The sequence below is a fragment of the Clostridium sp. MT-14 genome (assembly GCF_042436595.1).
Classification (GTDB): domain Bacteria; phylum Bacillota; class Clostridia; order Clostridiales; family Clostridiaceae; genus Clostridium_B; species Clostridium_B aromativorans.
Map to the genome: position 1 here is coordinate 1 of NZ_JBHMIY010000008.1, position 23813 is coordinate 23813.

Genomic DNA, 23813 nt, shown 5'->3' on the forward strand with positions numbered 1-23813 from the left:
CTCCCACTTATAGAAGATAGGAGAATTACGCCCTTTTTGTTAAAAATAATACAGAAAATTGAATCACTAGCTTGACTAATCAGTCTTTGAAATATATAATTTTATTGTATAATATAACATAATATAACATAATATAAATGATTTATATGTAATGTTATGATACGTTATATAATTATAATTAAAATAAGGGGGAGTTATATAATATGAAAAAGTCTAAAAGAATGTTATTTCTCATTATGTCATTATGTGTTGTATTTTTGGCAGTGGGATGTGGAAGCTCTAGTACAAGCTCTAATGAACAAAAGGATTCATCTACAAGTAAAGATAAGGCAGTTACTTTGACTGTGTCAGCAGCTGCAAGTCTCAAGGACTCAATGAATGAAATTCAAAAATTGTACACTAAAGACCATCCAAATGTTACCATTAAATACAATTTTGGAGCTTCAGGCAGTCTTCAAAAACAAATTGAGCAGGGGGCACCAGTTGATGTGTTTATGTCAGCGGCTACAAAACAAATGGATGAACTTAAGAGCAAGAATCTTCTTATAAATGATACTGTAAAGAATTTATTGCAAAATGATGTAGTACTTGTAGTACCAAAGGATTCATCAAATGTTAAAAGTTTTGATGATCTGGCAAGTGATAAAGTTCAGAAAATAGCACTGGGTGAAGTCAAGAGCGTTCCGGTGGGGCAGTACTCCCAGGAAGTACTTACGAATTTAAAATTGATGGACAAGGTCCAGCCAAAAGCTGTTTATGGAAAAGATGTAAAAGAGGTTTTAACTTGGGTTGAAACAAAGAATGTAGATGCAGGTATTGTTTATAAAACAGATGCTCTTGTATCAAAAAAGGTAAATATTGTAGCAACGGCACCAAAAGATTCTCATAAGACTGTAATCTATCCTGCAGCCGTAATAAAGAATAGCAAAAATGCAGATGCAGCTAAAGAGTTCCTTGCATTTTTATCAGGAGACAAAGCTAAAACTGTATTTGAAAAATATGGTTTTAAAGTAGGAAAATAATTAGCGGTCGTTTTTATCCGAACGCTGCTGTTGCTAATACTCCCAACTTTTTAAAGTGGGAAATAAGCACTGCTATGCATCTGGATAAGGTGATTCTTAGGTTCGCAGTGATTTACTTATGAGAAAAATCTTTTTCAAGAACCTTAGAACCACTTGATCAGGGAGAAGGGGATTTGTTATGGATTTTGATATTTCACCAGCGTGGATTTCTATAAAAACAGTTTTCGTAGCAACGACTATAACATTTTTTGTTGGAATTATTGCAGCCTATTGGATGGCTAATTATAATGGAAAATTAAAAAGCACTGTAGATACCATATTTACACTTCCTCTTGTGCTCCCACCAACTGTAGTTGGCTTTTTCTTGCTGCTGATTTTTGGTAGAAACGGACCTATAGGTAAACTGCTGTTGAAGTTTGGAACGACTTTGATTTTTTCATGGCCGGCTACAGTTGTGGCTGCAGCTATTGTGGCATTTCCACTGATGTACAGGACAACCAAGGGAGCGTTTGAACAGATAGACCACAATATTGTGAATGCTGCTAGAACTTTAGGGGTATCCGAATGGAAAGTGTTTTGGAGAGTTATATTGCCGCTGGCGCGGCCTGGAATAGGTGCAGCTACAGTTCTCTCTTTTGCCAGATGTCTTGGAGAATTTGGGGCTACGCTTATGGTAGCCGGAAATATACCTGGTAAGACTCAGACTATTCCCATAGCTATTTATTTTACAGCTGAAAATGGTGAGATGAGAAACGCTCTTATTTGGGTCATACTAATTGTTATAATTTCAACAATTATGATTTTTTTAATGAATTACTGGAATGAATACCAGCAAAAAAATATATATGGTGTTGGGAGAAAATAAAATGGGACTTTATGTTGATGTCAAAAAAAATTTACATGGATTTAGCCTTAATATTAAATTTAATACAAGGAACAATATTATAGGGCTGCTTGGAGCATCAGGTTCAGGTAAGAGTATGACATTAAAGTGTATTGCAGGTCTTGAAACTCCTGACAGTGGTAAAATTCTATTAAACGGAAAAACATTGTATGATTCTGAAAAAAAAATAAATGTTCCTGTTCGTAAGAGAAAAGTAGGCTTTTTATTTCAAAATTATGCATTGTTCCCCAATATGACTGTAAGTCAAAATATAAGTTTTGCTTTAGAAAATATGTCCCGAGATGAAAAAGAAAGAATAGTTTGTGAAAAGATAGATATGATGAATCTCAATGGACTGGAAAATAGATTTCCCAACCAGCTTTCAGGAGGACAGCAGCAGAGAGTTGCTATTGCCAGGGCTTTGGCAATAGAACCTGAAATATTGCTTTTGGATGAACCATTTTCAGCACTTGACAGCCATTTGAGAAGCAAAATGGAGGAACGGCTTGTATATATATTGGATGATTACAGTGGTTCCGCAGTTTTTGTGTCCCATAACAGAGATGAAGTGTACCGAATCTGCAGAAATATTGCAATAATCAATAAGGGAATGGTTGAAAATTGCGGCGATAGAGATTATATATTTGAAAACCCTACTACTCTTGCCACTGCACAGCTTACTGGATGTAAAAACATATCCAGAATTAAGGTACTGGATGAAAATACTGTAGAAGCCCTGGACTGGGGCTGTACACTTAAGACCAACAAAAAAGTTGAAGGATCTCCATCCTATGTAGGTATTAGATCCCATTATATTACTATGGACAGAAGCTGTCAGAAGGAGAATACTTTTAAGTGTTGCGTGGATTATGTAAATGAAAGCCCATTTACTGTAGCAGTCTATTTGAATAGTGTAGAGAAAAAGCCCTATTCGAAAATCAAGGCATTGCGATGGGAAATAAGCAAAGAGATGTGGGAGAAAATTAAAAATCTGGAGCAGCCCTGGAACATGTGTATAAGCAGCAAAAAGCTTTTTCTGATTTAAACTGGGTTTTTGGTAAAGTTAATAAAATATTTTAAATTTATTTCTATATAGTAAAAAGACCGCAGGATATTGATATACAAGAGTATCCTGTGGCTTTTTGCTGCTTCAAAACAGAACAGTGTTCGAAAAAGTTACAGAAGTTTTTAATGTATTTGCTCAAAAATTGAACGGAGATAGAATTTTTAAAGACAAATGCAGTAAAAATCAATGCTTGGGTTTTGGTATGTATATTGCTTATATAATAAATACAGCCCGATATGTAACTAGAGGGTTTATATAAAAGAATTTATTTATATAACAAATAACGACCAGGGGGAATTTAGAATGTTTAATAAAATTTTATTTGTTAATGGTATTGCTAGGACAGTTATATCCACTCCAAAGGCAACTTTAGCAGATGTACTTAGGAATCAATTGCATTTACTTGGAACTAAAGTTGGATGCGGCAAGGGTGAATGTGGTGCCTGTTCTGTAATAATGGATGGAAAGGTTGTAAGATCCTGTATTGTAAGGATGAAAAGGGTACCGGATGAAGCTAAAATTACAACTATCGAAGGCATAGGAACCGAGCAGAAACCTCACCCGATTCAAGTGGCATGGATGATTCATGGTGCAGCACAGTGTGGATTTTGTACACCTGGGTTTATAGTATCTGCAAAGGCACTTTTGGATGAGAACATAAATCCTACCAGAGAGGAAGTGAGAGACTGGTTCCAAAGACACAGAAATATATGTAGATGTACCGGATATAAGCCATTAGTAGATGCAGTTATGGATGCAGCAAGGCTTATGAGGGGAGAAGTTAAAAAAGAGGATTTGATATTCAAATTTAAGGAAGGACAAAGTCTTATAGGCACTAGAGCTATTCGTCCTACTGCCTTGGACAAAGTAACTGGAAACTGGAGATTTGGAGCTGATCTTGGTCTTGAACTTCCTGAAAATACTCTCCATATAAAACTTGTTCAGGCTAAAGTTTCCCATGCCAATATACTGTCTATTGACACTTCTGAAGCTGAAAAAATGCCAGGTGTGTATAAGGTTTTAACTTATAGGGATGTACCTGGAAGCAATAGAATAAATGGATTGGCCCTTCCAAGCAATAAAGGTGATGGTAAAGAAAGGCCGATACTTGCGGATAAAAAGATCTTTCAATTTGGAGATGCTATAGCTATGGTTCTTGCAGACACCCCTTCTCAGGCAGAAGCAGCTGTGGATAAGGTCAAAGTTGAAATAGAAGAACTTCCAGCTTATATGAGCGCTCCAGAAGCCATGGATGAAGATGCCATTGAAATACATCCGGGTACGCCAAATGTATTCTTTGAAACTGGAGTGGTAAAAGGAAAAGATACTAAACCTATAATGGACAGTGCGGCCTATGTGGTGGAAGATGATTTTTATGTGGGCAGGCAGCCTCATCTTCCACTGGAACCAGATGTGGGGTTTGCATATATTAATGAAAAAGATCAGTTGGTTATTCATTCAAAGAGTGTTGGGCTTCACGCTCATGCGGCTATGATAGCAGAAGGTGTTGGTGTTCCTCTAGATGATTTGAAAATAGTTCAAAATCCTACGGGAGGTACTTTTGGTTATAAATTCAGCCCTACTATAGAAGCACTTTTAGGAGTTGCAGCTCTTGTTACAAAAAAACCGGTTTATCTTGGGTTTAACATGTACCAGCAGATAACTTATACAGGCAAGAGATCCCCATTTTTCATACACCTTAAAATGGGTGCTGACAAGAATGGCAAGTTGTTGGCCATGGAATCAGATTGGACAGTGGATCATGGACCATATTGTGAATTTGGAGATATACTTACATTAAGGGGAGCACAGTTCATAGGAGCTTGTTACAATATACCAAATATAAGGGGAAAAGGCAGGGAAGTAGCTACAAATCATGCCTGGGGCTCAGCTTTTAGAGGATACGGATCTCCTCAAAGCATGTTTGCTTCGGAAGTTCTCATGGATGAACTTGCGGAAAAGATTGGAATGGATCCCTTTGAACTCAGATATAAAAATATATACAGGGAGGGCTCTACAACTCCTACTGGATGTAAACCAGATGTAATATGTCTTCCGCAAATGTTTGACAAACTGCGTCCTTATTATGAAAAGGCCAAAAAAGATGTGGAAGAGAAAAATAAAAACGGCGGAAATAAAAAGTATGGGATGGGAATAGCAATACTTCACTATAGTTCGGGACTTTCAGGAGCTGATTCGTCCGAGGCATGGGCTGAAATAAATCCTACAGGAGTAACTATTGGGGATTCCTGGGAAGATCACGGACAAGGTGCGGATATAGGTACTCTCACTATAGGCTATGAAGCGCTGAGACCTCTTGGGATAAGACCAGATCAAATAAAACTTGTGATGAATGACATGCAAAAGACACCGAATAGCGGTGCAGCAGGTGGAAGCCGTTCCAATGTGTATACTGGAAATGCCATAAGGCTGGCCTGCGGGAAGTTATTAAAGGCTCTTAGAAAGTCAGATGGAACTTATAGAACTTATGAGGAAATGGTAGCCGAGAAATTGCCTTTGAGATATGATGGAAAATGGACGGCACCTTGTGCAGACGGCGATGTGGAGACAAATCAGGCTAATCCATTCCCCTGTTATATGTATGGTACGTTAGTGGCAGAGGTTGAGGTGGATACTGTTTCGGGAAAAGTTAAAGTTGAAAAATTGGATTTGGTATCGGACGTGGGAACTATAATAAATAGATTGGTAGTTGATGGGCAGATGTATGGAGGGCTTGCTCAGGGGATCGGGCTGGCTTTGAGCGAGGATTTCGAGGATATAAAAAAACATGTTACCCTGACTGCGTGCGGGATACCTCAGATAAAAGATGTACCGGATGATATTGAACTTGAATACGTAGAAACTCCAAGACCGCAGGGACCATATGGGGCATCTGGTGCAGGGGAACTTCCTCTTGCAGGGCCGCATGCTGCTATTGTAAATGCCATTTATAATGCCTGCGGAGTTAGGGTAACTAAATTGCCTGCAAGACCTGAAAAAGTATTATCAGGGCTTAAGGCCATAAAAGATTGATTTTAATATATATCTTTCAATTTGCAGGGGGAAATATATATGGATTTAGTTAAGCTGTTAAATGAAGGTGACAGGTGCATTGCCGGAGAACTTCCGGCCTGCACGGCAATTTGCCCTATTCATGTGGATATTAAAAGCTTTATAGGGGAAATTGAAAATGAAGATTTTAAAAAGGCCTATAAGATCATTTCAAAAAAGATGCCTATTCCAAAAATAATAAGTAGAATATGTGATCATCCCTGCGAAGATGCATGTGTGAGAAAAACACTGGGCGGCTCTATAAGCATATCTGACATGGAGAGATATGTAGTTGAATTTGGATCATCGTCTAAAAGGGCGGGAATTCATATACCACAAAAAGATAAAAGCGCAGCTGTTGTGGGGGGAGGGCTAAGCGGTATTGTTGTTGCACAGTATCTTTATAAAAAAGGATATCAGGTCAGCGTGTATGAAAAAAGCGGCAAAATTGGAGGCAGCATTTGGGAATATGCTGGAAAAAGACTTCCAGAAGATATTATAAAAATGGAAATGAAAGACGTTTTTGAAAACTGTGTGCATGTGAAGTTAAACACCCCTGTAGGTGGAGATGGCCTGAAAAATATAATTGAGGATTATGATGCAGTCTACCTTGGGACAGGTGAGTGGAGTGAAAAGTTAAATGTAAATCAGAAAACACTTCAAATAGGTAATACGTCTGTATTTGCAGGAGGAAGGCTGGTTACTGTAAATAAGTCTGTAATATATTCTGTTGGTTCTGCGAAAACTGCAGCATTGTCCATTGACAGGTATCTTAACAATCTTTCTATTACGGCTTCCAGGAAAAGGGAAGGATCTTATTTAACGTCTCTTTATGTTGATGTAAATAATGTTAAAGCACAGAATGTTGTTAAAAAATCCGGGGATATCTATAATTCACGAGAAATAGTGAAAGAGGCTAAAAGGTGTTTAAAATGTCAGTGCAGGAAATGTGTGGAAAGCTGCAGCCATCTTCAAAGATATAAACTGAATTCAAAAGATTACATAAGACAAATAAATCACAATGAGACTGTAGTGTGGGGAGTGCGTTTTGCTGACAGAATGATAAATTCCTGTGCACTCTGCGGACTGTGCAGGGAAATCTGCCCCGTATCCATTGATATGAAAACTATAATAGGGAAAACCAGAAGAAGCATGGTGGAGAATAGTAAAATGCCTCTGTCTGACCATGATTTTGCACTGAAAGATATGAAGTTCAGTAATGGATCTAGGTTTTTTATGGCAAAAAAACAGCCTGGATATGAAAGCGTAAAATATGTATTTTATCCTGGGTGTCAACTTCCGGCTTCCAATCCAGGTTATATTGAAAAGATCTACAGCTATCTTATGAAAAATATTGTAGAAGGGGTTGGAATTTTTTTAGGATGCTGTGGTGCTCCGGCAGATTGGTCGGGCAGAGAGGATCTCATGAAGGAAATTGTAGAAAAAATAAAAAATGTATGGACTGACATGGGAAAGCCAATTTTTATCTTGGCATGCCCAACTTGTCTGAGCATGTTTGATAAACATATGCCTTTTATAAAGACGATTTCACTTTGGGAAGTTATGAGCATAAAAGGCGTACCGCTTGGAAATAAAATTGCAGGTAAAAAACATGTGCTAAATGTACATGATGCCTGTACTGCAAGATATAATGGGAAAATACAGGACAGCATAAGAAATATAGCAGAAAAACTCGGGTATATTATAGAAGAACTTAAGTACTCGAAAAAAAATACAAAATGCTGCGGCTATGGAGGTCTTGTGTACTTTTCAAACAGAGATCAGTCAGAGGATTTTATAAAAGACAGGATAAAAGAAGGAGACAGGGATTTCTTGGTGTATTGTGCCATGTGCAAGGATTTGTTTGTGTCATTTGGCAAGAGAACTTATCATATTTTAGACCTTATATATGGAGATAATCTGGAGGATATTGCACTAAAAAGGATGCCTACACTTTCTGAAAGACATGAAAATAGGCAAAAAGTCAAAATGAATCTGATGAAACAGGTATGGGGAGAAGATATGGTGAATACAGATGATAAATATGATTTCAAACTCATTTTAACAAAAAATGTCAGAAATAAAATGGAAGAGCGACTTATTCTTCTGGAGGATGTGAAAAAAGTTATTGCCAATGGGGAAAAGAAAAATGAGAATTTCTTTAACCCTGAAAATTCTCACTACTTGGCAAGACTTAGAATAGAAAATGTAACACATTGGGTGGAATATGAAAAGACGGATGAGGGAGTGCTTGTAGATAAAGTTTATATACACAGAATGGAAGTAGTGGAGGAGTGAGTATGGACATCTCAAAAGGAGAAAAAACGCCATGGATTTGTAATAGATGCAGTAAGGAACTGGAGCCCAGAAAAGTGACAGTGCGCTACCTTGGAGGAAATTTTGAAGTGGAACTTCTGCAGTGCCCAAAGTGTAAAATGGTGATTATAGATGAAAAACTTGCCCAGGGACAAATGCTTGAGGTGGAAAAGAATTTGGAGGACAAATGATGAGATGCTGTAATGCCTATGAAAGTGAACATATGATGAATATTATGGGGGAGACCCTAAGGCCTGGTGGATTTGAACTCACGGACAGGGCAGTGAAGTTCTGCAAGTTTTCAGGGAGGGATGTACTGCTTGATATTGGATGTGGAATGGGATCTACGGTAAATCATTTATTTGAAAAGTATAATATAAAGGCAGTTGGACTCGATCCTTCTGAGAAATTAATAAAAATTGGGAAAAGCAAATATAGAAACATGGAGCTTGTTTGTGGAAGAGGTGAAAAAATACCTTTTGAAGATAGTAGCTTTAATGGGGCATTTGCAGAGTGTACTTTGTCACTTATGGGTGATTTGAATGTGGCTATAAAGGAAGCTTCCAGGGTTGTTGAAAGAGATGGATGGCTTGTTATAAATGATGTATATGCAAAAAAGCCTGAATTTCTAAAAGAAATGTGTAAATTTTCAATTAACAGCTGTATGAGAGGACTTCATGATCTGAAACTTTTGCAGGAGTCCCTTGTGGAAAATGGATTTGAAATCATTCATCTTGAAGATTGCAGCGATATGCTCAAGACTCTTATGGTAAATATAGTATTTTCCTATGGCTCTATGAGTGTATTTTGGAACAAGACAGCAAAATGCTCTATAGATGGCTGCGAATTTGGAGAGGCAATCAGAAAATGCAGACCTGGATATTTTATGCTTGTTGCAAAAAAGGGGGAATGATGCATGAATGGCGATATGGCATTTGAAGTTTTCAAGCTTTCTTCATCAGGGCTTTGTTGTACACAGATAATGTTTAAAATGGCACTTGAAGAGGATGACGGAGAAAATACAGATTTGTTGAGAGCTTTCAGAGGAATGTGCGGGGGTATAAATCACAGGGGAAAAACCTGTGGCGTACTTACGGCAGGAATAGGAATAATAGGGCTTTATTCAGCTAATGGAAATGTAGGAGAGGCCTGCAGAGATGATTTTAGAGAGATGATGGACGAATATATGGACTGGTTTGAAAATGAATTTAAGAGCATGGACTGCAGGGATCTTGTTGGCATTCAAAATATTTCAGATTTTGGGGAAAAAATAAGTTATCCAGTAAAATGCGGCGAGATAATTCAAAAAAGCTATACAAAACTTCAGGATATACTTGACCAGCATGGTTATGAGCTTGGAGGCAGGAATTGACATGGATAAAATGAGAGTTCTGTCACATACGGAGAGTTTATGTCCCGTATGCCTGAAAAAGATAAAGGCGGATAGAGTGCTGCATGGCAATGAAGTTTATATGGAAAAATATTGTGACAAACATGGAAAATTTAGAACTGTTTTGTGGAGAGGGAGTACTCCCATTGACGGATGGGTTAGGGACAAGAAGAGAATGTATATTGAAAATACAGCTGTACCCGTTGAAAATGGATGTCCTTTTGACTGCGGGCTGTGTAAAAACCACAGACAGCGTACATGTACAGCTTTGATTGAAGTTACGGAAAGATGCAATCTCAATTGTAAATTTTGTTTTGCAGGCTCCTCACAAAAAGTCATTTCAGAGGATCCTTCTTTGAAAAAGATTGAATTTTTATATAAATCACTGCTGAAATACTCGGGAAAGTGCAATATACAGCTTTCAGGAGGAGAACCTACAATAAGAGATGATCTACCTTGTATAATATCTTTGGGAAGAAAAATCGGTTTTGATTTTATACAGGTAAATACAAATGGCATAAGGATTGCAGAAGATGAAGAATATGTTAAGCATCTTAAAAAATCAGGACTTAGTTCTATATTTTTGCAATTTGATGGAACCCAGGATGACATATACAAAAAACTTCGAGGGAAAGAACTCCTTGCATTAAAAATTAAGGCTATAGAAAATTGTGGCAGACATGGAATAGGAGTAGTGCTTGTTCCAACTTTGGTGCCTGGTGTAAATGTGGAAAATATAGGTGAAATAATAAAATTTGCACTTAAAAAATTGCCTGTTGTAAGGGGAGTGCATTTTCAACCTGTAAGCTATTTTGGAAGAATACCATATAATCCGGATGATGAAGACAGAATTACCCTGGCTGAAGTTATGGATGCCATAGATACACAGACAGGTGGCAAAATAAAAATAAGCAGTATGAGACCTCCTGGCTGTGAAAATTCACTGTGTTCTTTTCATGGGAACTACATTTTAAAAAATAAAGATGAGATTATGAGTGTCACGGATAATTCCAGCAAATGCTGCGGCGTTGAAAAGGCCGAGGAAGGCGCCAAGAAATCAATGAAATTTGTTTCCAGGAACTGGTCGTCAAGAAAGATGGATATTTCCAAAAAAAGATTATTTTTAAAAGGATCGGATACCTGGAAGAATATATTGTATACTATAAAAAATTATTCTTTCAGTATATCTGCAATGGCTTTTCAGGATATATGGAATTTGGATCTTGAAAGGCTCAAAGACTGTTGTATTCATGTGGTAAATCCTGAGGGTAAGCTTATTCCGTTTTGTATTTACAATATCACAGATATAAATGGGAATTATATATACAGAAATAAGTGACTTTTTTGGAGGTGAAGTCGAAAAAATGCATTGTACGCCTGTGGAGAAGTGGGTAATGGATAAAACTGGGATAGAACATAGAAGTAGGGAAGAACTTAGAAAATATCAGTTATATAAGATAAAGCAGAGTATATGTTATGGAAAAAAATACAGTAGATTTTATAGAAAATATTTAAAGAATGTAGATGAAAATAAAATAAAGTCTTTTCATGATTTTGAAAATATTCCATTTACTTTCCCAAAACACATAGAGAATAATCCACTTGATTTTTTATGTGTACCTCAAAAATGCATTTCAAGGGTGGTTACACTTGAGACTTCGGGTACAACTGCTGACAAAAAGAGGATTTATTTTACAAAAAATGACTTGAAGTCAACTGTTCAATTTTTTTATTATGGGATGAAAGCCATTGTAGATGGTGATGACAGAGTTCTTATACTTCTGCCAGGCAGTACTTATGGAAGTATAGGCCAACTGCTCAAAATAGCTTTGGATAAGCTGGGGGTAAAATGCTTTATAAATGGGGTTATAAAAAATTATGAAATTGTAGAAAAATTCATAGAGGATCATGATATAAGCTGTATTGTTGGAATGCCAATACAAGTTTTGAAACTGAGTAGGATTTATCCAAAAATATTTTTACAAAACATAGATAATGTCCTTTTAAGTACGGATTATGTGCCGGAAATTTTGATAAGAGAGTTATCATATAGATTTGGCTGTCATGTTTTTACTCATTATGGAATGACTGAAATGGGTTATGGAGGCGGTGTGGAATGTGAAAATCTAGATGGATATCATCTGAGAGAAGCGGATCTGTACTTTGAAATAATAGATCCTGTGTCTAAAAAAGTATTGGAACCCGGAAATAGGGGAGAAGTGGTTTTTACAACTTTAACTAGGGAGGGTATGCCTTTTGTAAGATATGTCACAGGTGATATAGCTTCTTTTAAAAATGGAAATTGCAGCTGTGGTACTTTTTTGCAAACTATGAATAGAGTTATTGGAAGAAAAGACAATATAATAAGATTTAAGGACAGTAGCTTTATTTATATGGGAGATTTGGATGAAATTGTTTTATCTTTTAGAAAAGTTATGGATTATAATATAAGTATAGATGAAAATAGAATATCTATAGGTATAAATACTTTTACCAAGGAGGATTTTTATGAATTACGAGACAGAGTGTTTGAAATGCTTCAAAGTATAATTCCATCATATATTGCAGAGATTACGATCTATTATTTGGAAGATAAAATTGAAGCAAAAAACAGCATTGTGAAGAGAAAAATATATGATTGTAGAAAGAAGGTTTTAAAATGAAGGACATCTATGAGGTAATGAATGATCTATTATGCAGCAGGGAAGATTTTGTACTTGCAACTATTTTGGAGAAATCCGGTTCAGCACCAAGGGAACAGGGCACTAAGATGATTATTAAAAGAGATCTTTCTATTGAAGGTACTATAGGCGGAGGCATACTTGAAGCTATGGCCATAAAGATGTCAGCTGATATATTTAAAAATAAGAGGTTTGTAATTAGGGAATTTACGCTCTCAAATGAAGGGGCCTCTGCTATCGGAGCTGCCTGCGGAGGGTCGTTGAAACTTCTTCTGGAATATATAAATCCTGATGATGAAGCTATGAATTTCATATATAAAAAGTCCTTTGAATTAAAAAATAAAGGTGATAATTTCGTATTTATAACCAGATTGGATGAAAAAGAAAATTATGTGACAGGAATTGATAAGTGGATCTGCACTGAAACCGGTTTTTATGGACAAGAAAACGATATGACCCAAAAAATACTTAGAAAAGTTAGAAAGAATTTTAAGAATATACATTTTCATAATGTTAGAGAAGATGACAGATTGTATCTTGTAGAACCTGTATTGAACAGTGAAAGTGTTTATATAATGGGAGCGGGACATGTATCCCAGAAGATTGCAGTTGTTGCTAAAATGCTTAATTTCAAAACTATAGTTTTAGATGATAGAGAAGAATTTGCAAATAGGGAGAATTTTAAGACAGCAGACGAGGTAAAGGTTATTCAATCTTTTGAAGATATATCTCATTGTGTAAAAATAGATAATAGAAGTTATATCATAATAGTCACAAGAGGACATGGCTATGACAAGGAAGTGCTGGCACAGGTTCTAAAAACTGATGCTAAATATATAGGGATGATAGGAAGTAAAACTAAAAGAGATTTTGTATATAAGAGACTCATGGATGAAGGTTATACTGCCGAAGATTTGAAAAGGGTACATTGTCCAATAGGAATTTCAATAGGAGCCCAGACACCTGAGGAAATAGCTGTAAGTATTACAGCAGAAATGATTAAGGTCAGAAGAGAAAGTTAAAATGGGATGCAGTGACTTTGCCGGAATAGTTTTATCGGCGGGATATTCTTCTAGGATGGGCGATTTTAAACCTCTTTTAAAATTTGGAAAATATACGGCAGTTGAAATGGCTGTAAATACATTTATAGCTTCGGGAATTGATGATGTTGTAGTTGTAACTGGATACAGGGGGAATGAAGTGAGAGAAGTACTGGGAGATTTTGGGATTAGGTGTATAGAAAATAAGAATTATCCCCAGGGTATGTATTCCTCTATAGTAGAAGCTTTAAGGGTTTTGGACAGCAAGGTAAAGGCATTTTTTATGCTCCCTGTGGACATTCCTCTTGTCAAAGTCGATACCGTAAAATCTTTAGGCAGTAAATATGCATCATGTGGCAGTGGAATTTTATATCCCGTGTTCAGGGGCAAAAAAGGACATCCACCTTTAATAGACTGCAAGTATAAAAGTATGATAGAAAACTGGGAAAAGCCCGGAGGATTAAAAAATTTTTTGAATGAGTTTAATTCTGATTCTGTAAATGTACCCGTATGTGATAACGGCATCATAATGGATATGGATACCAGGGAAGATTATCTTGGACTTTTGAAATATTTTAATTCCAAGGCTCCTAGTAAAGAAGAATGTTATTGTATTCTAGCTGATTACAGTGTGCCTGATAATATAATAAAGCACTGTGAAAAGGTGTCACAGGTATGTGCCTGTATTCTGAAAAAGCTAAATAAAAAGGGGTACAATTTTGATGCGGATGTTTTGGAAGCTGCAGCTCTCCTGCATGATATATCCAGGAAGTCAAGAAGTCATGCACTGGCAGGGGCGAATATATTGAGGAAACTTGGATATGGACATATTGGCGATTTGATAGGTACTCATATGAATATAGAGGTAGGAGAAAACGACGAAATAAGTGAGAATGAAATATTGTATTTGGCAGATAAGCTCGTGGAAGAAGATAGATGTGTTTCTCTTAGACATAGGTTTGACAAGGCACTTTTGAAATATATTGACAATGCAGAGGTTAAGATAAAAATAGAAAAGAGATTGCGTGATGCAGAGAAAATAATGAATAAAGTGGAAAAGGTAGTGGGAGAGAAGATTGAATTACTATAGGAAAATTTATTTAGTAAGACATGGTAGCGTGGGGAATGGAAATGAAAAGCGTTATGTAGGAAATACGGATTTGCCACTTTGCAGGGAAGGAATATTACAATGTAAAAAATTGCAGAGATTTTTCTCCACTATAGATATAGAGAGAGCATATTTAAGTCCATTAAAGAGATGTGTGCAGACAGCAGATATAATCTTGAAATATAAAAATATAGACAGGATAATGATAGAGGAGTTTAAGGAAATAAATATGGGTAAATGGGAGGGAAAAACTTTCACATATGTGAAAAAGTTTTTCCCCGATGAATTTAAAAAAAGAGGGGAAAGTATAGAAACTTTTGTACCTCAAGGTGGAGAAAGTTTTGAGCAACTTCAAAAAAGGGTTATACCAAAAATGATGAATATTATAGAGAATAGTACAGGTGACATAATGATTATAACTCATGCAGGGGTAAATAGAGTTATATTGTGCCATATTTTATCAATACCCTTATACCATATATTTAAAATAAAGCAGAATTACGGATGCATAAATGAATTGTGTTGGAATGATGAGGAAAAAAATTGGGTAAAAGAGAAATTTAATTTGAATATGTGAAAATTAAGCGCTAAAAATTTTACCATTATATCAAGGAGGGTATATTATGGAGGTTATAAGAAAAACTCATCATAACTACAATGTGGAGTTAAATCGTTCTCATGAAAGATGTAAGAGGCTTGGAATTCAAAAAAATCAAGTCTTTAGTAAAAGAATTGTCTGTGATACAGAATTACAGAGAAGGTTTACTTTCAATAGAAACCTCATATTAACTGCAGAACCCTATATAGAGAATTTAATGAATTTTGTAAGAGGTTCTAATTTTTTTATATTGCTTACGGATAAAGAAGGTTGTATATTAAATGCCATGGGTGATGAAAAAATACTTTCGGAATCATTTTCTATGAAGATGATTCCCGGAGCTTTTATGAATGAGGAAAATATAGGGACTAATGCAATGAGCATGGTAATTAAGACCAATAAACCCATTCAGGTTTCGGGGAATGAGCATTTTATTCATGAATATCATAAATGGACCTGTTCTGCAGCACCTATAAAAGATAGATACGGCAACCTTATAGCTGTTCTTGATCTCACAGGGTATATTGAATATGTACATCCGCATACATTGGGAATGGTTATTGCAGCATCCAATGCTGTAGAAGAAATGTTAAAGGTAAGGGAATATGAGATAATATATAACATAAATAATAAATATAAAAAAAATATATTTAATTTTATTCCAATGCCAATAGTGACTTCCGATTTGGATGGGAAAATAGAAGTCTGCAATGAAAAAGCTTTGAGTATTATGGGTGACAATAAGATTAAAATGGCTAAAATGGAGGATATTATAGGGAATTGGGAGAAGGTAAAAGAGAATTTATATTTGGGGAAAAGTGTTTCCCAGGAAGTAAATTTATATATATCAGGAAGTAAAGCCCGATGCCATTTGATAGCTAACCCTGTTTACAATTCTGAAAAAAATGCAATTGAGATAATATATGTATTTGAAGATATAAAAAATATAAAAAAACAGAATAAAAATCAGGCCTATTACACTTTCGACAATATAATTGGAGAAGATGAAAATTTCATAAAAATTGTAGAATATTCAAAGAAGATTTCAAACAGTAAATCCACCATACTTATAATAGGTGAAAGTGGTACGGGAAAAGAATTGTTTGCTCAGTCCATTCACAATTACAGCAGCAGATCGGATGGACCTTTCATAGCTCTGAACTGCGGAGCCATTCCCGAGCAACTTATGGAATCCGAGCTTTTTGGATATGAAGAGGGGTCATTTACAGGCGCAAAAAAGGGTGGAAATATCGGTAAATTTGAATTGGCGGATGGTGGAACCATAATGCTGGATGAAATTGGAGAGATGCCACTTGACATGCAGACGAAACTTTTAAGGGTAGTTCAAGAAGGTGTAATAGCAAAAATAGGAAGTACCAAATCCATTCCCATAGATGTGAGGATTATAGCTGTTACTAATAAAGATTTGAAAAAAGAAGTGGAATTGGGAAAATTCAGAAAAGATCTATATTATAGGCTCAATGTGCTGCCTGTATACTTACCTCCTTTGAGAGAGAGAAAGTCTGATATAATATTATTTTTAAAATATTTTATGGGTAGTATTTCAAAAAAATTAGGTAAAAAGAGTTTTACTATACCTGAAAAATATTTGAGAAATATGATAAAATACGATTGGCCTGGGAATATAAGAGAATTGAAGAATGTTGTAGAACTTATTGTGAATTCAGGAGCTATACCTTCAAATTATTTTGGAGAAGAAGAATATGATGGTAAAATAATACTGGATCCTGGGGATGAATGTTTGAAATTGGATTATATGGAGAAGTTGCATCTGACAAAGGTATTGAGGAGATTTAAGGGTAATATTACTCATTCAGCGGATGCTCTTGGAATAAGGAGAAACACCTTATATAGTAAAATTAAAAAGTATAATATAAGGACATAGAGCATATCTGACTACTAAACTTTCAGGAGATGTAGGTATTTTGTATAGTTATCTAGGTATTCCTTTGGAAAAACTCTTGCAAATTGATAAATTAAATAAAGCCAGGGTTTTGGCGGGAAAAGGGGGAATGAACAAAAGAATAACTAAGGTGGATGTGATGGAAGTTCCTGATATCATAGAATGGGTTGGTGAGGGAGAACTTTTGATTACTACAGCATACTCTATTAGGGACAATATAAATGTATTGATGGAGCTTATTCCAGAATTGAATGAAAAAGGTGTAGCAGGTCTTGGAATTAAAATTGGAAGGTATGTAAAAGAGATACCACATGATATCATTGAACTGGCAGATGAAATAGATTTTCCCATTATTGAAATACCAATGGATGTATCTCATAGAGATGTAATATCCATTGTTCTAGATGAGGTAATTGAGGAGCAGATGCGGCAATTATTGAAAATAGATAAATTCAACAGAGAAGTGATGAATATAATGATGAAAGGCGGAAGCCTGAGGGAAATCGGAAGAAAATTATATGAAAATATTGGGAATTCACTGGTGATATATGAAAATCTGGATGGCAGTTGTGAAATTTTTTGTACTGAGAATATAAATAAAAATTTAATTGACAAGCTTATTAACCAGCATGTAAATTTAAGTTATAAAAGAATAGAAGATGAATCCGATGGAATTTACAATGAAAGCATAGATGTAATTCACGGAAAGAGCATTAAAAGGGTGACAATTCCAATAGTTATTGAAAAAGTTGAATATGGATGTATTCTTATATGGCTCGACAGGAAAGAACTGACACCTTTGGATAAAATGCTTATAGAATCCTATGTCCATATAATTGCATTGGACTTTGTTAAAAAACTCTCCATATCAAAAATGGAGAGTCGCTATAAAATGGAATTTTTTGATAATTTATTCAGTGAGGATGAAAATAGACAAAATAAGGCTATTGAAAGAGCAAAGACATTTGATTTTCATATGGATAAAAAGCATGGTGTAGCTATTATATATTTAAATGAATCTTTTCAGAATAAAAATACGAGTTTAAAGAATTCAAATTTCAACAGCGATGCTATTAGTACTTTGCTATTTATTATTGGAAGAATATCTAGAATAAGCAGAGAAAAAATATTATATGTGGATAAAAGTGACAGGATTATCATTTTATATGAAAATGATTTGTCTGAGGAACCACAATTGGTGAGGGAAAAAATAAAATGTTTTTGTAATGATGTACTAATGGAAGCTTTAAGGGAATTTAAAAAAGAACAATTTAAAATAGGAATTGGACGTTCTTACAGCGATGCTCATAAACTGAATAAAAGCTATGGCCAGGCGAAATTTATCGTAGAAAAGTTAAATAGGTCAATTTCAGGAAATATCATACATTACGATGATTTAGGCCTATATAGGATACTGGGTTTCGATGGTATTCAAAGTGAACTTGTTAAGTTTTGTAATGATACTATAAAGCCTCTGATAGAATATGACAAGATGAATAGGACTGAACTGCTCAATACTCTTAAAATCTATTTTGAATGTAATGGTAATATGAAAAAAATGTCAAAGAAGATGTTTATGCACTATAATACTATAATATATAGATTGCAAAAAATTAAAGATATTATAGATATAGATCTGGAAAACGCAGATAACAGGTTAAATCTTGAAATTGCAATCAAGGCTTTGAATTTAATCAAATGAGCCTTAACTCATATTGAATTTGTCAGTATATAAGTTATTCTACTATAAAAAAGTTGTCTCAAAAGAGGAGACAGCTTTTTTATGTTATTAATAATTAACAATAAATTGATAGAATATTTAGATATATTACATAAAGCTATACAGAATTAAACATGTTAATATATTATTAGAAAGATAAAGATTTAGAATTATACATGTATAATGTAAAAAAGGATTGATGACATGAAGGCACTTCTGATATGCGAAAATTTACTGAATGCATTGATGAATGAAGAAATAGTGGAAGGTAAAGTTCATTCTGTATTTAAAAGTGCATGTAATATTGAAACCCCAAAGGGACTTGTTACACTGCTTAGGGGCAGCAAAAATATGGCGCCTATGAGCATCCTGGTGGAAAATCAAGGGAAAGTTAATTTCATGGAACTTGGAGTGAAGAAAGGATTCAAATTTGTCTTTGGTGAAAACGTTATCTATAATAATGAGAAAAATATATTTATTGAGTTGAATACTGCAAGGAGATGGTTCCCAGGGGTTTTAATAAAATCTTCAAAATGCACAGAAAAGGAAATTTTAGCAAATATAAAAGTGCTGGAAGATGGACTCAGTGTGTATGGCAAATTTTATGGAATTGGATGGCTGATGACTGTATTAAGTGATGAATTACCTGAACTGCAGCTTAAACATTTTTGTATATATTCTTATAACAAGGCTTTTGAATTTATTAGATTCAAGTTTATAGAATTTATTAAAAGTTTATTAGAAGGTGATGGGCAGCAGCTAATGCAAAGAGGAGAGAATGTTATTGGATACGGCCCCGGATTGACTCCGGCAATGGATGATTTTATCAGCGGACTTATGATTTCTCTTATATATTTTGGAAATTATTATAATTTAAATTTTTCAAGAATATGTAATTTGAATAAAAAAATCATCAGCCAGGGGCTAAATAAGACTACAAGAGTAAGCAGGGAAATGTTGAAACATTCTGCTGTAGGAGAAACAAATGAGGCGGTCAGAAAGCTTTTGACGTCACTTATAACTTGCAACGATAAGAAAGCGATTGTTTCATCACTTATAAATACAATTGATTACGGAGAAACTTCAGGAACAGATACTGCTCTTGGAATTTATGTAGGAAGCAAAATGTTGACAGATATAGTGTATAGAAAAAATATAGGAGGGTTTGCTTGAATGAAACTTTGTGTAGATATTAGAAAAAATACTTATTATGATTCTGTAGCCCTAATGGTTATCACCAAAGAAATAAAAAAACTACCCTATGTAAATGAAATAATTGTGGGTATGGGAACAGATCTCAATAAGGATCTGGCAGACAATTTAAAATTAAGTAATGCGGATGTAAAGAATTTAACTCCCAATGATTTTTTTATTGCCGCATTGGTAGACGAAGAAGAGGATAATGCTTATGAAAACATCATAAATAAGGTAGATGAACTTTTGAATTTCAAGAAGGAAGAACCAGGGAGTGAAGATGAATATAAGCCTAAGACTTTGAAAAGCGCTATCAAGCATATGAAAGATGCAAATTTGGCAATTATTTCTCTCCCAGGGGAATATGCCGCAGATGAAGCGAGAAGGGCTTTAAAAAATGGACTAAATGTAATGCTATTTAGTGATAATGTTTCAATGGAAGACGAGATAGAATTGAAAAAATTTGCCAGAGATAAAGGGCTGCTCGTAATGGGACCTGATTGTGGTACTGCAATAATAGACCATGTTCCACTGTGTTTTGCAAATGTGGTTAGAAAAGGGGATATAGGAATTGTAGGAGCCTCTGGAACAGGTACTCAGGAGGTCACTGTACTTATTGACAGACTGGGAGGAGGTGTATCTCAGGTCATTGGAACGGGCGGAAGAGATTTAAAAAGTGCTGTAGGCGGGATTATGATGATAGAGGGATTTAAAGCATTGATAGATGATCCGGATACAAAGGTAATAGTGTTGATTTCAAAACCGCCTGATTTGGAAGTTTATGAAAAAATATTAAATATGATAGGCAGTGCAAATAAATCTGTGGTAGTTGATTTTATAGGCGGGGACAGAGAAGAAATTGAATCTCATGGGGCTTACAGTTGTGTTAGCCTGGAGGATGCAGCTCATAAAGCTGTGGCGCTGTCTAAGGGAAATCCTGTCCTTGACTATACAGGATTTACACAGACGAAAAATGAAATAGATGCATTGGTAGAAAGAGAATCCTTGAAATTTGACAGTGAGCAAAAATATATAAGGGCATTGTATACAGGAGGCACTTTAGCAGATGAGGCCATGAAGCTTCTTGATAAAGAAGGGTATGCGATGTATTCAAATATACCTCTCTCCCAGGATTACAGGCTTAAGGACATATCGAAAAGTGAAAAAAACACCTGTATTGATTTAGGAGATGACGATTTTACTGTAGGAAGGCCTCATCCTATGATTGATCCTATGGGAAGAGTGGAAAGATTGCCAGAAGAAGCCCATGACGGGGAAGTGGCAATTATATTGATGGATTTTGTTATAGGTTATGGATGCCATGTTGATCCAGCGGGAGAAATGCTTCCACAAATTATTGAGGCAAAGAAAAATGCACGAAGCAGAGGCAAATACCTTTGTGTAGTTGGATATGTCTGTGGTACGGAAGCTGATCCGCAGAATTTTAAAGAACAGAAGGAAAAATTAGAAAAGGCTGGTGTTATAGTTATGCCTTCAAATGCTCAAGCTGTCAGATTCTGTGCAAAATTGATGAAGAAGTTGAATTAAATAATATTATGAATGGAAGTGATTGATTTGACTGCAGTTAATAAATTATTTAAACAAGATATTAAGGCAATTAATTTGGGACTGGAATCTTTCTATAATGATTTGAAAAGTCAACATGTACCATGTATCCAGGTCGATTGGAAACCACCAAGCAAGGCAAGTAGGTGGCTTTCCATGCTGGAGGATGAAAAAGTGGTTGATAAAATAGAAAAAGCCAATGGTGAAGCCGTGGATAGATTATTGTCCGCCCAACCAGTTCTTGTAGGTGTAGGTATGGCTGGAGAGGTTATACCTGGAATGACTAAGAAAACCATACTTCATGCAGGACCACCTATAACCTGGGATAGAATGAGTGAACCACTTAAAGGAGCCATAATTGGCGGGCTGATTTATGAAAAATTGGCCAGCAATAAAGATGAAGCCATAAAAATGGTATTGTCTGGTGAATTAAATTTTGAACCATGCCATCATCATTCGGCAGTAGGGCCTATGGCAGGTGTAGTTACTTACTCCATGCCGGTTTGGATTGTGCAGAATAAAACATTTGGAAACTATGCCTATTGTACATTCAATGAAGGATTGGGAAAAGTATTGAGATTTGGAGCTTATGGAAAGGAAGTACTTGATAGACTGTATTGGATGCAGAATTATCTTGCACCTGTTCTTAAACAAGCTCTTGAGATAAAGGGGAGCATAGATTTAAAGACAATATTTGCCCAATTTCTTCAAATGGGGGATGAAGGTCACAATAGAAATAAAGCTGCCACATCGCTTTTGTTTAGAGAGATTGCACCAGCTGTTGTGAGGACGGATTTTTCAGACAAGCAAAAAGAAGAGGTATTGACTTTTATAGATAAAAATGATCATTTTTTCTTGAATATTTCAATGCCTGCTTGCAAATGCAGCCTTGATCCACTGGAAGGTATTGAATACTGCACCATATTGTATACAATGTCAAGAAATGGAACAGATTTTGGAATCAGAATGGTTGGTACGGGTAAAGAGTGGTTTACAGCCCCCTGTGAAATGGTACAGGGATTGTACTTTCCAGGATTTGACGAAAAAGATGCCAACCCGGATCTTGGGGACAGCTGTATAACTGAGACAGCAGGTATAGGTGGTTTTGCTATGGCAGCAGCGCCTGCAATTGTACAATTTGTTGGCGGTACTCCAAAGGATGCCGTTAATTATACAAATACCATGTATGAAATAACATATGCAGAGAATAATGCCTATAAAATACCCGGCATCAATTTCAGGGGAACTCCTACTGGAATAGATATGAGGAAGGTTATAGAAACAGGAATACTGCCGGTAATAAATACAGGCATTGCCAGCAATAAAGCAGGTGTTGGTCAAATTGGAGCAGGCGTGGTAAATCCGCCTATGAAATGTTTTGAAGACGCTTTAAAATTTTTTATCAATAAATACAATTTATTATAAATGGAGGTTATATTATGAATATTATTGATTCCTTTAAATCAGTAAAGATGTATGATTTAACTCAAAAGTTAAGCCATTTGACGCCACCGTGGCCAACCTATGAGCCGCTGCAGATCAAATTTTTCAAAAGACTTTCTTCAAATGGTGCCAATGGGCAGGTACTGACTCATTCAAACCATGTAGGTACTCATCTTGATGGTTCATTGCATTTTTGCACTCATGGTAGAGATATTTCTGCAATTCCGCTGGAAGAACTGGTAGCACCAGGAGTAGTTGTTGATATATCCGATATAGCTGAAGATTATGGGATCTATACTTCAAAAGATATTATGGATAGAGCAGATGTAAGAAAGGGAGATATACTTATCATTCATACGGGATATCATAGATATGCATGGGATGAGCCTGAAGCTGACGAAGAAAGAGTTATGATGAGGCATCCAGGACCAACCAAGGAATTTGCAAACTGGTGTAAAAAAATGAAATTTAAATGGATAGGTGTTGACTGCGGCTCTGCAGATCATCCTATGAATACCAAAATTCGCGAATGGGCTCCAAAGGAAGCAAAAAAGGCTGATAAATTCTTGAGATCTAAATATGGAAAGGGACTTGAAGATTTTTGGCCGGATGAAGACTATCAATTGATGCACTATAATCTCTTCCCATATAATATTGTACATGCTGAAAATCTTGGTGGAGATATAGACAAGGTGCTTGGAAAGAGGTTGATAATTGGATGTTTCCCTTGGAGATTTGAAGGCGGAGAATCATGTATATGCCGAATAGTGGCTTTTGATGCAGAGTAAATTGTCAAAATAAAATTATGATA

The 23813-nt window shown here is 35.6% G+C and carries 19 protein-coding genes; all 19 read left to right on the forward strand.

Annotated elements, in window-relative coordinates; translation table 11 throughout:
* The first annotated feature begins 203 nt into the window (after positions 1 to 203).
* Entirely contained in the window at positions 204 to 1022 is an 819-nt protein-coding gene (gene modA, locus ACFHWD_RS07740) for a molybdate ABC transporter substrate-binding protein (RefSeq protein ID WP_179977453.1), read from the forward strand.
* A gap of 178 nt (positions 1023 to 1200) precedes the next feature.
* Complete coding sequence (gene modB / locus ACFHWD_RS07745) at positions 1201 to 1887, forward strand: molybdate ABC transporter permease subunit (RefSeq protein WP_179977452.1); 687 nt, start codon at positions 1201 to 1203, stop codon at positions 1885 to 1887.
* 1 nt (position 1888) lies between these two features.
* Complete coding sequence (locus tag ACFHWD_RS07750) at positions 1889 to 2950, forward strand: sulfate/molybdate ABC transporter ATP-binding protein (protein ID WP_378061274.1); 1062 nt, start codon at positions 1889 to 1891, stop codon at positions 2948 to 2950.
* Between the two features lie 324 nt (positions 2951 to 3274).
* Entirely contained in the window at positions 3275 to 6004 is a 2730-nt protein-coding gene (locus ACFHWD_RS07755) for a molybdopterin-dependent aldehyde oxidoreductase (protein WP_150355704.1), read from the forward strand.
* A 39-nt stretch (positions 6005 to 6043) separates the two neighbouring features.
* Entirely contained in the window at positions 6044 to 8320 is a 2277-nt protein-coding gene (locus ACFHWD_RS07760; protein ID WP_378061276.1) for a pyridine nucleotide-disulfide oxidoreductase/dicluster-binding protein, read from the forward strand.
* A gap of 2 nt (positions 8321 to 8322) precedes the next feature.
* The gene (locus tag ACFHWD_RS07765) at positions 8323 to 8529 is read left to right on the forward strand and encodes a DVU_1557 family redox protein (protein WP_150355702.1); all 207 of its coding nucleotides are present in this window, start codon (positions 8323 to 8325) and stop codon (positions 8527 to 8529) included.
* The gene (trsM, locus tag ACFHWD_RS07770; protein ID WP_378061278.1) at positions 8529 to 9251 is read left to right on the forward strand and encodes a DVU_1556 family methyltransferase; all 723 of its coding nucleotides are present in this window, start codon (positions 8529 to 8531) and stop codon (positions 9249 to 9251) included. The genes ACFHWD_RS07765 and trsM overlap by 1 nt, the downstream gene beginning before the upstream one ends.
* Before the next feature lie 3 nt (positions 9252 to 9254).
* Complete coding sequence (locus ACFHWD_RS07775) at positions 9255 to 9710, forward strand: DVU_1555 family C-GCAxxG-C-C protein (RefSeq protein WP_150355701.1); 456 nt, start codon at positions 9255 to 9257, stop codon at positions 9708 to 9710.
* 1 nt (position 9711) lies between these two features.
* Positions 9712 to 11067, forward strand: coding sequence for a radical SAM (seleno)protein TrsS (gene trsS, locus ACFHWD_RS07780; protein WP_378061281.1), 1356 nt, complete (start codon positions 9712 to 9714; stop codon positions 11065 to 11067).
* Positions 11068 to 11092: 25 nt separating this feature from the next.
* Positions 11093 to 12391: a DVU_1553 family AMP-dependent CoA ligase gene (locus ACFHWD_RS07785; RefSeq protein ID WP_378061283.1), complete on the forward strand. Its 1299-nt coding sequence runs from the start codon at positions 11093 to 11095 to the stop codon at positions 12389 to 12391.
* On the forward strand, positions 12388 to 13431 hold the full coding sequence (locus tag ACFHWD_RS07790; RefSeq protein ID WP_150355698.1) for an XdhC family aldehyde oxidoreductase maturation factor: 1044 nt from the start codon (positions 12388 to 12390) through the stop codon (positions 13429 to 13431). The genes ACFHWD_RS07785 and ACFHWD_RS07790 overlap by 4 nt, the downstream gene beginning before the upstream one ends.
* Position 13432: 1 nt before the next feature.
* Complete coding sequence (locus tag ACFHWD_RS07795) at positions 13433 to 14539, forward strand: DVU_1551 family NTP transferase (protein WP_150355697.1); 1107 nt, start codon at positions 13433 to 13435, stop codon at positions 14537 to 14539.
* Complete coding sequence (locus tag ACFHWD_RS07800; RefSeq protein WP_179977446.1) at positions 14526 to 15134, forward strand: histidine phosphatase family protein; 609 nt, start codon at positions 14526 to 14528, stop codon at positions 15132 to 15134. The genes ACFHWD_RS07795 and ACFHWD_RS07800 overlap by 14 nt, the downstream gene beginning before the upstream one ends.
* A 46-nt stretch (positions 15135 to 15180) precedes the next feature.
* Positions 15181 to 17061 (forward strand): sigma-54-dependent Fis family transcriptional regulator, encoded by a 1881-nt coding sequence (locus ACFHWD_RS07805; RefSeq protein ID WP_378061286.1) that lies wholly within the window; start codon positions 15181 to 15183, stop codon positions 17059 to 17061.
* Between the two features lie 40 nt (positions 17062 to 17101).
* Complete coding sequence (locus tag ACFHWD_RS07810) at positions 17102 to 18781, forward strand: PucR family transcriptional regulator (RefSeq protein WP_229981593.1); 1680 nt, start codon at positions 17102 to 17104, stop codon at positions 18779 to 18781.
* A 222-nt stretch (positions 18782 to 19003) separates the two neighbouring features.
* Positions 19004 to 19972: a DUF2877 domain-containing protein gene (locus ACFHWD_RS07815; protein ID WP_150355693.1), complete on the forward strand. Its 969-nt coding sequence runs from the start codon at positions 19004 to 19006 to the stop codon at positions 19970 to 19972.
* The gene (gene fdrA, locus ACFHWD_RS07820; RefSeq protein WP_150355692.1) at positions 19973 to 21541 is read left to right on the forward strand and encodes an acyl-CoA synthetase FdrA; all 1569 of its coding nucleotides are present in this window, start codon (positions 19973 to 19975) and stop codon (positions 21539 to 21541) included.
* 27 nt (positions 21542 to 21568) lie between these two features.
* Complete coding sequence (locus tag ACFHWD_RS07825) at positions 21569 to 22984, forward strand: DUF1116 domain-containing protein (RefSeq protein ID WP_150355691.1); 1416 nt, start codon at positions 21569 to 21571, stop codon at positions 22982 to 22984.
* Between the two features lie 14 nt (positions 22985 to 22998).
* Positions 22999 to 23790 (forward strand): cyclase family protein, encoded by a 792-nt coding sequence (locus ACFHWD_RS07830; protein ID WP_378061290.1) that lies wholly within the window; start codon positions 22999 to 23001, stop codon positions 23788 to 23790.
* Positions 23791 to 23813: the final 23 nt, after the last annotated feature.